Below are 15,252 nucleotides of genomic sequence, written 5' to 3'. Positions count from 1 at the left end.
GTACAAGTTGTTGGCTGTACATACTCGATTATTTAGCTTGAATTGGGCGAAAATGTCTGGTTGAGGATCGAAAAGATGCTTGATTTTTCTATCATGTTCGTACAAGCTGATTTCATTCAAGATCATGAGGAGGCGCATTCACGTGATACAGGTTAAACCTTATCAATTCTGGTTCGTTACCGGCAGTCAGCATCTTTATGGACCGGAAACGCTGCTTGAGGTTGCAGATCATTCCCGCATCATTGCAGAGGGCTTGGATCGCGACGAAGCGATTACGTATGAAGTTGTGTTCAAACCGGTATTAACGACTCCCGAAGAAATTTATAGCTTGTGTGCGGCAGCTAATGCAGATGAGCAATGCGCGGGTCTGATTACTTGGATGCATACGTTCTCTCCTGCGAAGATGTGGATCGCGGGCCTATCCGAGCTGCGTAAGCCGCTGCTTCACTTGCATACCCAGTTTAACCGCGATATCCCTTGGGATTCCATCGATATGGATTTCATGAATTTGAATCAATCCGCTCACGGTGACCGCGAATATGGATTCATCGGCGCTCGCATGGGGATTGCTCGCAAGGTCGTTGTAGGGTATTGGGAGGATGCTGAGGTGCGCGGTCGGATCGCCGGCTGGATGCGCACATCGGTTGCTTTTACCGAGGGCCGATCGCTTAAAGTTGCACGCTTCGGCGACAATATGCGCCAAGTCGCGGTAACCGAAGGTGACAAGGTGGAAGCGCAAATCAAGTTCGGCTGGTCGATTAACGGCTACGGCATCGGAGATTTGGCAGCTTATATCGCGCAAGTGACGGAAGAGCAGTTGAACGCGCTGACGGACGAGTATGAAGCAAGTTATGAGATTACGCAGGAAACTCGTTCGAACGCTGAGAAATGGGAATCGATCCGGGAACAGGCTCGCATCGAGCTTGGCATGAAAGCATTCCTGCAAGAAGGCGGCTTCACCGCGTTTACGACAACTTTCGAGGATTTGCACGGCATGAAGCAGCTTCCCGGGCTTGCCGTACAGCGATTGATGGAGGCAGGTTATGGCTTCGGCGGTGAAGGCGACTGGAAGACAGCAGCGCTGACTCGCGTAATGAAGACGATTGCCGGGAATAAAGGGACGTCCTTTATGGAGGATTATACGTATCACCTTGAGCCGGGCAATGAACTCATTCTCGGCGCGCATATGCTCGAAATTTGCCCGACGATCGCTGACGGCAAACCTCGTCTTGAGGTTCATCCGCTTGGTATCGGAGGCAAAGCTGACCCGGCCCGCATGACCTTCAACGGTCGCAGCGGCCAAGCCGTGAATGCATCGCTTATCGATGTCGGCAATCGTTTCCGCCTCATCGTGAACATTGTCGATGCAGTCGCAACGCCGCATGATATGCCCAATCTTCCGGTTGCGCGCGTATTATGGAAACCGCAGCCATCGCTTAAAGATTCCGCAGAAGCGTGGATCCGCGCGGGCGGCGCGCATCACACGGTCTTCTCGTATGAGGTTACGGCCGAGCAGTTGGTCGACTGGGCGGAGATGACCGGCATTGAATGTGTGATCATCGATAACTCGACGAATCCGCTAGCGTTCCGCAATGAACTTCGTTTGAACGATATGTACTGGCGTTTGCAGCGTTAATCGCACTTATTTCACTACTTGGCTTAGGGACTATTCCGTCAACACGATTGCGTGTGTGCGGAATAGTCCCTTTTTCTCGCGGCGGCAGGTGTCAGGTGGTGGAAGAGGCCGTGCTGCCACCAAATTTGCCGCGATAATTCGCAAGTGCGAGGAGCGGCCATACGAGCGGATAGCTCTCATAACGCGTATAGATATAACCCGGTAAACCTGCCCCGGTCGGATACATCCTCGGGAGCGGGGCATCCGAGTCCAATGCCCGCAGAAGGAAATCGCATGCTCGCTCCATGGCAGGTATAGGCCGGTCGTTAGCCGCGACTAATGCATCGAGAGCCCAGGCGGTTTGTGAGAGCGTCGAATATGTGAGCGGGACATATCGCTTCACATGATCACTGCGACAGGATTCGCCAAAACCGCCATCCGGGAGTTGGATGCGCAGCAGCCATTCGGTGGCTTTACGAATCTGTGGATGGTTAGTCGACTCCCCGGCGGCGATCAAACCGGTGAGCGCGGCCCAAGTGCCATAGATATAGCATACGCCCCAGCGGCCGTACCAGGAGCCGTCCGCCTGCTGTGCACGATACAGCCAATCTGCAGCTCGGCGCATGAAGTGGTGGTGAGTGGTTGTCAGGCCGGTGTGCTTGCCTAAATATTCAAGCGTTCTGCCGGTCAAATCCGGCGTCGATGGATCTGTAGCCGCATCCTCTGCGCCTTCGAGCGGCACCCAACTGACAATTCGACTGTTCACGTTGCGTTCGAATGCAGCCCAGCCGCCGTCGGAATTTTGCATGGACAGCAGCCATTGCAAACCGAGTTCACGGGCTTTCAGGTAGGGTGCATCGTGCGTGAGGCTGTCAATTGCGCGCAAAGCTGCTGTTGTGTCATCGATATCCGGATTTATCGTATTCGAATCGGAGAAGCCCCATCCGCCGGGCAGCGGATGCTCCACGTTCAGCTTCCAGTCGCCAAGCTTGGCATGCTGGTGCTTCAACAAGTAAGTTCCGGCGGATCGTATGCTCGGATGATTCGGGCTGACGCCTGCATCTTGAAGCGCGTGGCTGATTAAAGCGGTATCCCATACGGTTGAGGTCGTGTTCTGCATGGTCTGCTGTCCATTATCGCGAAGCAGCAGTGATTCGAGCCCGGCAACTGCGTTCATAATAATAGGATGGCGGATGTCGAATTCCAGTGCACGCAGCGCATGAATCATTAGAATAGTCGCGGTGGCATAGCAGTACAGAGTACCGTCCGGTTCAATTCGATCGAGCATGTATTGCTGCGCGCGAACGGCGCCTTGCTTGTTTAGGGCAGTAAGAGGCGATAGTCCGGTGATGGAAGGGATTCGCATATGGATATGCTGCTGCCAGCTGTTCCGCTGCTCCGCCAGCTGATGAATCGACATGTCCCCATCATGGGAGCGGAAGGGTTCGATGTGAGGTAAGGAGAACGCAGGCTTGACAGATCCAAGCAGCATCATGGGGGCCATGTGAACACGGGCGTACCCGGAGAATTGATGGAAATGAAGCGGTGAACTTGGTGGCAGCAGCAGAAGCGAGAGCGGAACAGGGAACCAGCGCGGCCATTCGTATTGCCCGACGACCGCGAGCAGAAACTTAGTCAACAGACTGTTGATGCGTGAGAGCCCTCCGAGCTCGACTATGCGATCGCGAGCCTGCTTCATCCGAGGATCGGAAGGTGATAATCCGGCGAATTGCAAGGCAAAATAACACTCTGCCGTCGCGGCAAGATTGCCGCCTTCTTCGTCGGGATATACGCGCCAAGCTCCCTCTGAGTCTTGCTTGGCTAAGATTCGATAACATAAGGAAGCGACTAACGCGGGCTTCTGAATGCCGCTGCTAGTCAGAAGCATGACCGCAGCCGCGTCTGTGGTCGTTCCGCCATCGATAAAATGAAGCCGCCAGCTTCCATCATGGCTTTGTTTACGAAGCAAATGATGTACCAGTCTGGCAATCCCGAGATCCATACGTTGGTCCATGAGAGTCACCTCTCTCTAAGACTTGTTCAAAGAATGCGATCTTTTTTGGCATACATGTCGCACGTTCCTAGGAAACATTCCGCAAATAAATGGACAAGCGGCGCTGAACTCTTTATTATGGAAATGAAAATAATTCTCAATGATCGTAATCTGGCTATAAGTTCGTCATCGTGAAAAGGTGGTTTATTTGAAGTGGACGTTCATTCTTCGCCCTCACAGCAACCGGTCATACAGTCCCGGCCACTAGCTGCCCTGTTTATATTAATTTTCGGTACACTTGCACTTGGATTAACAGCCGCAATCTCGATATGTGTAGGTGCCGCAGATACGTCGTTATCGACCGTATGGGATGCGCTCTTTCACTTTAATACGGATTTGACTCCTCATCAAATCATCCGGGAGCTTCGGATTCCGCGCGTGCTTGCTGCAGCGCTCACAGGTGCGGCTTTTGCCACAGCCGGAGCAATCATGCAGGGAATGACGCGCAACCCGCTGGCAGATTCAGGCTTGCTGGGTATTAATGCAGGCGCTGGCGTTCTGCTGGCCGTATGTTTTGCGTTCTTTCCGGGGATGTCGTTCGTGAATCTCATGTTCTTCTCCTTCTTCGGCGCGGCCGCCGCTGCAGGACTAGTATTTGGGACAGGGGCATTTGTCAAAGGCGGACTGACACCGGTGCGTCTCGTTCTTGCAGGTGCTGCCGTAACCGCATTGCTGCTCGCCATTAGCGATGCGATCGCCATTCATTATCAGGTAGGTCGGGAGCTCGCTTTCTGGCTTGCGGGCGGCATGTCAGGCGTAGAGTGGGCGCAAATACATATCGTTTGGCCTTGGGTGCTCGGCAGCATTGTCGTTGCGATCATGATTTCGCGTTCGATTACACTGTTAAGCCTCGGTGAAGATATCGCGATCGGCCTCGGACAACGCACAGGACTGATTAAGCTGATCGGAACCATTCTGGTGCTTATCCTGGCAGGAGCTTCAGTCAGTGTTGTAGGGGCTGTCGGATTCGTTGGACTCATTATTCCGCATATTGCGCGATATTTGGTTGGCGTTGATTACCGCTGGATCATCCCATGCTCTGCCGTTCTCGGTTCGCTGCTGCTCATCTTGGCTGACATCGGGGCGCGTTTGTTTAATCCGTACTCTGAAACCCCGCTGGGCGCACTCATTGCAGTTATAGGAGTTCCTTTCTTCCTCTACTTAGCCATTAATGAAAGGAGGGAGCTGTAATGACAGTCTTTACGGCAACTCCTGCAGAGCGGGCACGGAAGAAGCGGGCTTTCACCGTTATGGGATGGATGGGCGCTCTCATTATTATCGTATTCATTCTGAGTATGAGTACAGGCACGCTGCGGCTATCGCCAAGCGATATGATACATACCCTATTCGGATCCGGAACGGCCAATCAGGAGCTGATCTTGTATCAGTTCCGTCTGCCTCGAATCGTGATGTCGCTGCTGATCGGCGCCGGTTTCGCGGTGTCCGGCTGCATCCTGCAAGGGGTTACGCGAAATGCACTCGCCGATCCCGGCATCCTCGGCATTAACGCCGGAGCGGGACTGATCGTCATACTGTATATATCCGTAAAACCGATAAACCATGACATATTTCTGCTGCCTCTGCTTGCCATGATCGGGGCGGGAGCAACGGCGACGCTCATCTACAGTCTCTCCTATAGGCGTCATCACGGCATTTCGACGATCAGGCTGCTGCTTGTCGGAATCGCGGTAGCAGCGGGAATCTCAGCATTCATGCTCGTATTGACGCTGAAGCTCAATCCCGATCAATTCAAGTTCGTACAGGTATGGCTTGCGGGCAGCATGCTGGGTATGGACTGGCGTTTCGTCCTGGCGTTATTGCCTTGGATCGTGGTGCTTCTGCCTTTTGTCTATTACAAGGCGCGCGTGCTGGATGTGTTGAATTTGGGGGATCAAACGGCTTCCGGCCTTGGTACAGCACTCAATCGCGAACGGTTGTATCTCTACGGGGCTGCGGTCGCGCTGGCCGCTTCCTGCGTGGCGGTTGGCGGCGGCATCGCTTTCGTCGGGTTGATCGGACCTCATTTGGCGCGCAGACTTGTTGGTCCGCAGCATACGTATTTATTGCCGGCTTCGGCGATTACCGGCGGGCTGCTGCTCATTATTTCGGATACGCTTGCTCGTATGTACGATGTGCCAACGGGCATCGTGGTTGCCATTATCGGGGCGCCGTATTTTCTTTATTTGCTCACGCGGGCTAAATAACAATTTTATACAACATCATCAACAGAAAAAGGAGGGTATTATCTGCTATGATTAAACGATTTATGTCTTATTATAAGCCTTATAAGGGGCTGTTCTATCTGGATTTCTGCTGCGCGATCTTCGCCGGATTCCTGGAGCTTGGCTTCCCCATTGCGGTGAATCAATTCGTGGATAAGCTGCTTCCGGGCAAGGACTGGGGCCTTATCACATGGGCATGCATCGCTTTGCTTGCGATATATGCTTTAAACGCACTGCTCAATTACGTCGTTACTTACTGGGGGCATATGCTGGGTATCAATATCGAAACCGACATGCGCCGCAAACTGTTCGATCATATTCAGAAGCTCTCATTTCGATTCTTTGATAACAATAAGACAGGCCACTTAATGTCTCGGCTTACCAATGATTTGATGGAAATCGGCGAAATGGCTCATCACGGGCCGGAAGATTTGTTTATCGCCGTGATGACGCTGGTTGGCGCATTCACGCTTATGATGTTCATCAACTGGAAGCTGGCGCTTTTGACCTTTGTCCTTGTGCCGCTCATGATATGGCTGGCAATCTTCTTCAGCAAGAAGATGACGAAAGCGTTCCATCAGCTGTTCAGCGACATTGCGGACTTTAATGCGCGCGTCGAAGATAATGTCGGCGGTATGCGTGTCGTTCAATCCTTCGCGAACGAAGAATTCGAGAAAGAGCAATTCCAAGTTAACAACCTTCGCTTCCGTCTGACGAAGCTGCTGTCCTACAAGATTATGGCGGCCAATATTTCGATCAGTTACGTGCTGAAACGTTTCGTTACGTTGTTTGTAATGGTTTGCGGCACTTGGTTCGTTATTCAGCAAGAGCTGACGATCGGGGAGTTTGTCGGGTTCTTATTGCTGGCAAACGTGTTTATCGGACCGATTGAGAAAATCAATCAGGTTATTGAGAGCTACCCGAAAGGTTTCGCAGGTTTCAAAAGGTATGTCGAGCTGCTTGAAACCGATCCGGAAGTCGCGGATCGTCCTAACGCTGTCGTTGTAGAGAACCTGCGCGGCAATATTGAGTTCAAAGATGTTAGCTTCGGCTATGAAAATGAATCCAAAGTGCTTAAGCATATTAATCTGATCATCCATGAAGGCGAGACGGTGGCGTTCGTCGGTCCTTCCGGAGCCGGGAAGACGACGTTATGCAGCTTACTGCCGCGGTTCTATGACGTTGACGCGGGAGGCATTACGATCGACGGACGCGATATCCGCGACATGAAGCTGAACTCACTGCGCAAAGGAATCGGCATCGTCCAGCAGGATGTATTCCTGTTCTCGGGCACGATTCGCGATAACATCAAGTACGGCAAGATGGATGGGACAGACGCTGAATTGATGCAAGCTGCGAAGCAAGCTCAGCTCGAATCGTTCATCCTGTCCTTGCCGGATGGGTTGGACACCATCGTGGGCGAGCGCGGCGTGAAGTTATCCGGCGGTCAGAAGCAGCGCGTTGCCATTGCGCGGATGTTCCTCAAGAACCCGCCAATTCTTATTCTGGATGAAGCCACCTCAGCGCTGGATACCGAGACGGAGTCCGCGATCCAGCAGTCGCTTGCAGAGCTGTCGCATGGACGTACGACGCTGGTTATCGCGCATCGTCTGGCAACAATTAAGAATGCCGACCGTATCGTCGTTGTTACCGAAGACGGCGTGTCGGAGCAAGGCAAACATGAAGAGCTGCTTGAAGCCGGCGGCCATTACAGCAGACTGCATCATGCACAATTTCAAATGACATGATAGACGAGATAGGACACTTGAACGGTTGCCGACTATAGGGAGGCCGTTCAGGTGTTTTTTTGCATCTGTCAATCACGCGCTGGTATAATGGGTATCGGTATTAGGGTAGGTTCAGGAATGGAGCAATCAGCCATACATAAAGGAGTCGATAACATGAAATCATTCCAACATCGTCTGGAGCAATACGCGGCACTTGCCGTAGAGGTCGGAGTTAACGTTCAGCCCGGTCAGAAGCTCTGTATTATTTCGCAAATCGCCGCAGCCGAGTTCGTCCGAGAAGTGGCGAAACATGCCTATGAAATAGGAGCAAGCTATGTCCATGTCGATTGGATGGACGAGATCATTACACGTACGCGCCTGGAGAAATCGCCGGAAGAAGGGCTATCCTATTATCCGGAATGGCATGCAAAGGGACGTGTGGCTTTGGCTGAAGAAGGCGCTGCTTTCTTGTGGGTCGTTGCCGAGAATCCGGATTTGTTAAACGGAATCGATGCTTCGCGGGTGGGGCTTGCAACCAAATCCCAACAAGCCGCGCTGCAGCCGTTCCGTAAGTTTACGCTGAGCAATGAAGTGGCTTGGTCGATCGTTGCCGTGCCTACACCGGAATGGGCGGAGAAGGTATTCCCCGCACTTCCTGCCGCGGAGCGCGTCGATGCTCTGTGGGAAGCGATCTTCGCAGCCACGCGGGTGGATGCGGCTGATCCGGTTCAATCTTGGCGCGAGCATGCGGACAATTTGCGCACCAAGGCAGGACGGCTCAACGAGCGCAGATACAAAGAGCTGCGTTATCGCGGTTCAGCGGGAACCGATGTGAAAATCGGACTTCCGGAGGGTCATCTGTGGGTTAGCGCGGGGACACGTAACGGACAAGGGACAACCTTTATCCCGAACATGCCAACCGAGGAAGTATTCACATCGCCTCTGCGTACAAGCGTGAACGGAACAGTTGTCAGCAGCAAGCCGCTTAGCTACAACGGCAATCTGATTGACAAATTCTCGATTACCTTCACGGAAGGACGTATTACCTCGTATCAAGCTGAAGTAGGTTACGACGCGCTCAAAGGGTTGGTTGAAACGGATGAAGGCTCTCACTATCTGGGCGAAATTGCGCTCGTTCCTTACCGTTCGCCGATTTCGGATACGAACCTGACGTTCTACAACACGTTGTTTGATGAAAACGCAGCCTGCCATTTGGCCATCGGCTTCGCATTCCCGTTCTGCATAGAAGGCGGCTTATCCATGAGCAAAGAAGAGCTTGCAGAACGCGGCCTAAATCACAGCTTAACGCATGTTGATTTTATGATCGGCACCGAGGATTTGGATATCGACGGTGTACTGCAAGACGGCACAACGGAACCGGTGTTCCGCGGCGGAAACTGGGCATTCTAGCAGCCCGGTTTGCTGTTAGGCACCATCATCCGAGTGATAGTTCCTTGTCATGAAGGGAGCACCTTGAATTGGAAAGGTGGCGATAGGGTTATACCCTTTTGCCGCCTTTTTGCCGTTTTATCCTGCTATCTTAACAGTTGCTTGACCTGTGACTATGCCGCAGCCCCTCGCGGAGCAGTCGCTTGGCCAATGACTAGGTAGCATCCCTCGCCAAACAGCCTCTCGACAGCAGCCCCCACGAAGCAGCCTTTCAGCCAGTCATTTTACAGCAGTCTGCCAATGCCAAACATTCGCTTGACCAGTAACTTTGGAGCAGCTCCCTCGCCGAGCTATCTCAGTCAACTTTATCAACTTCACTCCAGCCCTCGACGCTCTAACGAATCGTAGAAGCCTTATTTCGTAGAAATGGGCACCTCTAAAATTCTAACGAATCACAGGGGTCTTATTTAGCAGAAATACGCAGAAATGCAGGGGTTTTGGAGCAAATAAGACCTGTAGGATGCGTTAGAATTCCAAATCGGGCTTTTTGGGGCAAATAAGACCTGTACGATTCGTTAGATTTTAGGGAACGAGAACTTTCGGCTGTCGCTTGATAATCTTTCGATAGTAATCGCTCCCCGGCCCCAAGCAGTCGCTCGACCAGTACTTTGCAGCAGCCCCCGCCGAGCAGGCTCTTTACCGGTATTTATGCAGCAGCCCCACGCCAAACAGTCTCCCGACCAGTGACTTTGCAGAAGCCCTACACCAAGCAGTAGCTTGAACAGTAACCATACATCATCCCCACGCCAAATAGTCGCTCGACCACTAACTTTGCAGCAGCCCCACGCCAAACAGTCGCTTGAACAGTAACCATATATCATTCTCACGCCAAATTCGCTTGACCATTGTTTTTACAGCACCCCCATGCCGAGCTACCTCAGTCAACTTGATCAACTTCACCCCAGTCCTCGACGCTCTAACGAATCGTAGAAGCCTTATTTCGTAGAAATCGGCACCTAAGAAATTCTAACGAATCACAGAGGTCTTATTTAGCAGAAAAACGCAGAAATGCAGGGGTTTTGGAGCAAATAAGACCTGTAGGATTCGTTAGAATTCCAAATCGGGCTTTTTGGAGCAAATAAGACCTGTACGATTCGTTAGAATTTCGGATGCCGTCAATTAGCTGGTAGAGGTAGAGGTAGAGGTAGAGGTAAGGTACTCCGGAGTTCGTTCACGCGAGAAAAGCTAGTCCTGCATTAGGCTGTCACATCGCATAGGCAAGTTGCAGCTTGACCAGCATTTAACCATGCTTACCCTTTACCCACCGGATAGAGTGAAACGATACCTATCCTGCAACGATTAGCAATCGGCTTATCGAATCGACCGCATTGCGGTAGTTCTAGCTTGGAACGCCAGGCGATTCCAGCCCGCCGCGAGCAAAATAAAAGCTGCCTCAAAAGTGATATACACTTTTAAGACAGCTTTACTCTGCTAATTAGCTATAAAATTTCTCGTACAAGCAGAATCCGCTCGGCGAAGTTCCTTTGTAGGTATAGCCGAGACCGCTGTAGAAGGCGTTCAGCTTTGCGTTGTTTGCGATGCAGTCGAGCCGGATGCGATCTTTCCCTGGGAACGATACGCCTTCCTCGGCCCAGCGAACAATGTCCTCTCCGAGGCCTTGGCCCGCGTATTCGCGGTTGATCGCCAAGCGGTGCAGGTAGACGATCGATTCGTGACCTTCCTTGCCCCATAAGCCATGATCCCAATCGCCGGGAACTTGCATCAGCAGGACGATGCCGGCCAGAACGTCGCCATCCTTGAACAGGAACAGCTCGCCTTTGTCGATATGACCGGTTACGTCATGGTGATCGTCACCGCTCAGCAGGGCGCTCCACTGCGTAGAGCCTTTACTCTTCAGCCAGGTAGCCGTACCGACTAGAAGCTCCATGACGGCAGGGGCATCGGCTGCTACAGCTTGAGATACCAGAATACGTGCGTTGGCCTGATTATTTTTCATGATGTATGATGGCATATGCAATTCTCCGTTTCGCGTTTTTGATACCATTGTAGCATCATGCGCCTAAAACGATCAAATAGGAGGGCGTTTCGCGTAGTAATGCATGCTGAGCGGCCACCAGATAACGGCGAAAATAGGATAGACCGCCCAGATATGGTCAGGTGACGTAACGGCGTTCAATACAATGAACAAAGCGCTGGTAAGCAGCGAGGCACAGAGGGCATACTCGAACCATTTGCGGCTGCGGCTGAAGTAAATGGACATCGGCCACCAAAGGGCGACGTAAGCAGGGAAGATGATCCACGGAAACTGAGGCGACAGGAGCAAATTCAGTGCGCCGTACGAAATAATGATGCAGAAGCTGCCGATCAGTGCCATGCGAAGCGTACCGGCGAAGCGGCCGGCATACATGATGATCGGCCACCAAATAATGGCGAAAGCCGGATACAAGAACCACGGATGCTCGGGACTTTGCGAAAGATTCTCCACGATGAGGTACAAAATAATCAGCAAGCTGGTTACGGCGGAGTAGGCTTTAAGCCTGCCGGAAGCAGCAAAGTACATCGCGATCGGCCATTGGATAATGGCGAAAGCGGGGTGGATGACCCACAGATAGCCGGGCGATGTCAGATGGTTGACAAGAATGAGAAAAGCGATGCTCATCAGACTGCCCATCACGGCAAAAGCGACGCGGGGACTTGTCATTTCGCGACCTCCTTATTTCCAGCCGAGCCACTTGTAGAACATGACAAGCGGCCACCAAGCGACGGCAAATGTAGGATATACAAACCAAATCGCGTTCGGCGTGTAGTAAACGTTGATGAACAGCATAAGGGCTACGATTAATCCGCTTCCCCAGAGCGAGAAACCTAAATGCAAGCCATATTGCTTTCGTGCCGAAACGGGATCTTTACTGCTTGCGCCGAATTCCAGTTTAATATCGGAGATATCGCCGAACTCCACGATGGCTTTATTGATCGCATCTTCCTCGGACTTGCCGCGTCGCATCAGATCATAAACCTTTTCCTCTAAATTCTGAGTAATTTCCTCTTGCATCGATTGCTTCTGTTCGCTGTCCGGTATATCTTGAAACCATTCCTCAACATGCGCACTAATCTTCTTCATCCTACAATCCCTCCATGAAAATATTAACGATCTCTTTGATTTCATGCCATTCTTCAACGGTTTCCTTCAAGTAAGCCTTGCCGAGCTTCGTAATCTTGTAATAACGCCGCTTGCTGCCGTGCGAGATGTCGCCAACGTACGATTCAATCAGCTCTTTACGCTCCAGCCTTTGAAAAACCGCATACAGTGTGGCTTCCTTGATTTGAAAACGATCCCCGGTCCGCAAACTGATTTCTTTGGATATCTCGTAGCCATAGCGGTCTTCTTCATAAATCAGCCGCAAAATGATCGCATCGAGATGTCCGCGAATGATATCACTTCGAATCATGTATGGTCCTCCTGTACAAAATAAATAGATCTGTGATTTACTCTGCCACATAGTGCTCTATCTGACATAGTTCTATCTGATGGAGTAAATTTATCACAGATTACTCTATGTGTCAAAGTAATAATGAGCTATCCCTCCCAAACAAAGAAAAAAGCGCCCCTATGGACGCTCTGCATCGCTGTTATTTCACCAGTTTACTTAACCAAACGCCGCTCAGTCCGCTGGTCGTCGCATTGTCCGGCCGCGGTCCTTTTTGAATGTTTTTGCTGCGATTCACCGCGTTCTGGCCGCCTTGGTTGGCGTTAAATCCTACGTCCTTGTTGATTTGCCCACCGCTCTGAGCCTTCTGGATCCAGGTAAATCGACGATGATCGTTGTGGATCGTAATGTTGTAGGTGATGTTGATAATCGTCTTTCCGCTGCGAACTCTTCCCATCATGCATCCTCCCATCCTATTTGTACACTATATGAATCTATCTAAGAGGTGATTATGTGTATGTCAGGTAGACGAGTGCACGAATTTAAGATAGAAAAAACGGGACAGCCATCAAGAGGCTTGTCCCGTTCCGTTATCGAAGTTACAGTCCTTGATTGAACTGCCATGTGATGCCGAATTTATCCGTTGTAATGCCATACAGCTTCGTCCAGAACGTTTCTTGAAGCGGCATGCTGTTGGATCCGCCTTCGCTGAGTTTCGCGTAAATACGTCTAAGTTCGTCAGCATCATCCGATACGATTGCAAGGGTAATGTTGTTGCCCATCGTAAAAGGCATACCCGGGAATGTATCCGAGAACATGAGGTTGCTTCCAAGTACTTGCATGCGGGCATGCATGATGCCATTCTCCATGCCCGGAGGCAGCGGATGATCAGGATGCGGCGGGATTTCGCCGAATGTCGTCAAATTCGTAATTTCGGTATTGAAGACTTCCGCGTAAAATTCAATTACTTCGCGGGTATTTCCTTGAAAATTCAGGTATGCATCAACTGACATTCCGTTCACTCCTTCAGTGGTTTGGATGAAGAATTTTGGTCTTCATTGCCATATTGTATCATTTACCGCCGGATTAGAAAACATGAGTGTATCCGGTCATTATTGCGCTTTATTAACGCCGTTCGGAGGATAACTGTGCAGAATAGATGAATCGTGATAGAATTACGTGAAAATCGCTAATTGCTTAGGAGAAAATATGAAAAAACCTATTTTCTTTACCCTTTTTGTGGCCATCTGCCTGGTGGCGTTGACAATTACTTTATATTTGATGTTATATCGTAATGACGATCTGGATTTGTCCGATAACATGGAGAGCGCGGACAACCAGACTTCTCCGCATATTGTCATCATTTCGCAAGAGCAGGGCAGCTATGTGATGAATGAAATCCAGAAGGGCGCTCGTTCGGCGGCCGCAAGCCATGGGATGTTGATTGACTTCTGGGGCGTATACCGCTCGAATGTCGAGGAGCTCATTAAGCAGGTCGATATTGCAATCGCTTCCAAAGTGGATGGCATCATTATTGAAGGCGTGGATCGGCCCGATTTTGTGCAAATCATTAATAAGGCGACGTTTCGGGGAATTCCGGTTGTGATGATCAATTCCGATGCGCCCGGGAGCTTGCGCAAAACCTATGTCGGCTCGGATCATTATCAAGAAGGCATCGTCATGGGCAAACATATTGCGCAAGCATTGAACGGGCAGGGGATTATTGGGGTCATTACGAACATGGAGAGCTCGGACACGGACAAGCTTCGGCAGAAAGGTTTGCGAGAGGTGCTGGCACAATATAAGGGAATTCAACTGGTTTATGCGTCCAAGGACAACGAGCATGTGCAGGCTAATGCCCAAACCAATGATATTCTGAATCATTATCCGAAGGTGAACGCGTTCATCGGACTTCCGACCGACTCCGGGAAAAGCATTGTTCAGGCCGGCGATTCCCGCTCGCGAACGCATGGTTATGACGTGTTTATGTTCGACAATTCTCCGCAAACGGTCAAACTGATCCAAGAAGGACTGATTGAATCCGGCCTGTCCCAGCATTATGAGGAAATGGGGCAGATGAGCGTCGATCTGATGAAACGCTGGCTGGACAGCGAGCAGCTTCCGCTGAACAAGCGCTATTTTACGCCGATTAGCGTTGTTGCCGCTTCCGCGGACGGAGGTGGGGCGAAGTGAACACGATCCGTAACAAAATGATGCTGCTGTCCATTCTAATCTGGATCATCATGGCGGTCATCTGGCTGTCGATGAATTTATTTAATCAGCGGACGGTGGAGAAATATAACGAGATTCTGCAGCGCTATCTGTTGATGAACCAAGCCTCGGAGCAAAGCCAGCAAGCGCTCACTTCACTCAACAATTACAGGATTTCGCTGTCCCAGGAGAGCCTGCAGCAGTATTTCGACGATAGCAATAAACTGCTGCACACCAAATCTGAGCTCAATTGGCTGCGCAACGCGAACAATGCCATGCTGCTCGACAATTTTCAGCATATGTTGGAGAGTCAGGCGGAAGCGATGGGATTGGCGGTCCGGTTCCAGAAGGACAACAATGAGGATGAGGTAGCGAAGAAATTCGATGAGGCATCCAATATTTCGAAATATATATCGGAAGCGACTTTGACGCTGATCAGCGGGGAACAGAAGACCTATAATGCCTTCTACCGCAAAATTATCAAACGCAGCGATGATCTGCTCAAGATGGGCTTCTGGACCCTCGCGCTCGTATCGTTAATGCTGCTTATTTTCTCCTTCCGGTTCGTAAACAGCGTAACGCAGCC

General features: G+C 51.0%; 13 protein-coding genes and 1 pseudogene. 7 read left to right on the top strand and 7 right to left on the bottom strand.

Annotated elements, in window-relative coordinates:
- Positions 1-124: 124 nt before the first annotated feature.
- Positions 125-1,636 carry an L-arabinose isomerase gene (araA, locus tag I8J30_RS31395; protein WP_420831267.1) on the top strand — a complete coding sequence of 504 codons (1,512 nt, stop codon included), beginning with the start codon at positions 125-127 and terminating at the stop codon, positions 1,634-1,636.
- A 91-nt stretch (positions 1,637-1,727) separates the two neighbouring features.
- On the opposite strand, the gene I8J30_RS31390 is transcribed toward araA, so the two are convergent.
- Positions 1,728-3,629 (bottom strand): terpene cyclase/mutase family protein, encoded by a 1,902-nt coding sequence (locus I8J30_RS31390; protein WP_210664304.1) that lies wholly within the window; start codon positions 3,627-3,629, stop codon positions 1,728-1,730.
- Between the two features lie 192 nt (positions 3,630-3,821).
- Between I8J30_RS31390 and I8J30_RS31385 the strand changes: the two genes are divergently transcribed.
- From I8J30_RS31385 to I8J30_RS31370, 4 genes are all read left to right on the top strand, one after another.
- Positions 3,822-4,859 (top strand): FecCD family ABC transporter permease, encoded by a 1,038-nt coding sequence (locus tag I8J30_RS31385; protein ID WP_210664303.1) that lies wholly within the window; start codon positions 3,822-3,824, stop codon positions 4,857-4,859.
- On the top strand, positions 4,859-5,872 hold the full coding sequence (locus I8J30_RS31380; protein WP_210664302.1) for a FecCD family ABC transporter permease: 1,014 nt from the start codon (positions 4,859-4,861) through the stop codon (positions 5,870-5,872). Before I8J30_RS31385 ends, I8J30_RS31380 begins: the two co-directional genes overlap by 1 nt.
- Before the next feature lie 47 nt (positions 5,873-5,919).
- Entirely contained in the window at positions 5,920-7,638 is a 1,719-nt protein-coding gene (locus tag I8J30_RS31375; RefSeq protein WP_210664301.1) for an ABC transporter ATP-binding protein, read from the top strand.
- Positions 7,639-7,791: 153 nt separating this feature from the next.
- Positions 7,792-9,027, top strand: a complete 1,236-nt coding sequence (locus I8J30_RS31370) for an aminopeptidase (RefSeq protein ID WP_210664300.1) — start codon at positions 7,792-7,794, stop codon at positions 9,025-9,027.
- A 1,474-nt stretch (positions 9,028-10,501) separates the two neighbouring features.
- Here I8J30_RS31370 and I8J30_RS31365 read toward each other — a convergent pair.
- The 6 genes from I8J30_RS31365 to I8J30_RS31340 form a co-directional block, all read right to left on the bottom strand.
- Entirely contained in the window at positions 10,502-11,038 is a 537-nt protein-coding gene (locus I8J30_RS31365) for a GNAT family N-acetyltransferase (protein WP_210664299.1), read from the bottom strand.
- Between the two features lie 57 nt (positions 11,039-11,095).
- A complete protein-coding gene (locus I8J30_RS31360; RefSeq protein ID WP_210664298.1) occupies positions 11,096-11,728 on the bottom strand; it encodes a hypothetical protein in 633 nt (210 codons plus the stop codon).
- A 12-nt stretch (positions 11,729-11,740) separates the two neighbouring features.
- Complete coding sequence (locus I8J30_RS31355) at positions 11,741-12,148, bottom strand: permease prefix domain 1-containing protein (RefSeq protein WP_210664297.1); 408 nt, start codon at positions 12,146-12,148, stop codon at positions 11,741-11,743.
- A gap of 1 nt (position 12,149) precedes the next feature.
- Positions 12,150-12,476 (bottom strand): PadR family transcriptional regulator, encoded by a 327-nt coding sequence (locus I8J30_RS31350; RefSeq protein ID WP_091215596.1) that lies wholly within the window; start codon positions 12,474-12,476, stop codon positions 12,150-12,152.
- A 181-nt stretch (positions 12,477-12,657) separates the two neighbouring features.
- The gene (locus tag I8J30_RS31345) at positions 12,658-12,915 is read right to left on the bottom strand and encodes a hypothetical protein (protein WP_210664296.1); all 258 of its coding nucleotides are present in this window, start codon (positions 12,913-12,915) and stop codon (positions 12,658-12,660) included.
- A 139-nt stretch (positions 12,916-13,054) separates the two neighbouring features.
- The gene (locus tag I8J30_RS31340; protein ID WP_210664295.1) at positions 13,055-13,468 is read right to left on the bottom strand and encodes a VOC family protein; all 414 of its coding nucleotides are present in this window, start codon (positions 13,466-13,468) and stop codon (positions 13,055-13,057) included.
- Positions 13,469-13,664: 196 nt separating this feature from the next.
- On the opposite strand from I8J30_RS31340, the gene I8J30_RS31335 reads away from it, so the two are divergent.
- Both I8J30_RS31335 and I8J30_RS31330 read left to right on the top strand, forming a co-directional pair.
- Positions 13,665-14,648 carry a substrate-binding domain-containing protein gene (locus I8J30_RS31335; RefSeq protein WP_210664294.1) on the top strand — a complete coding sequence of 328 codons (984 nt, stop codon included), beginning with the start codon at positions 13,665-13,667 and terminating at the stop codon, positions 14,646-14,648.
- Positions 14,645-15,252: pseudogene (locus I8J30_RS31330) on the top strand (two-component sensor histidine kinase); the annotation flags it as partial. The gene I8J30_RS31335 and the pseudogene I8J30_RS31330, both read left to right, overlap by 4 nt.

Origin of the sequence: Paenibacillus lignilyticus (assembly GCF_017942085.1) — a bacterium.
Classification (GTDB): domain Bacteria; phylum Bacillota; class Bacilli; order Paenibacillales; family Paenibacillaceae; genus Paenibacillus_Z; species Paenibacillus_Z lignilyticus.
Note: the sequence above shows the minus strand (reverse complement) of the source record. Positions and strands in the feature narration are given on the sequence as shown.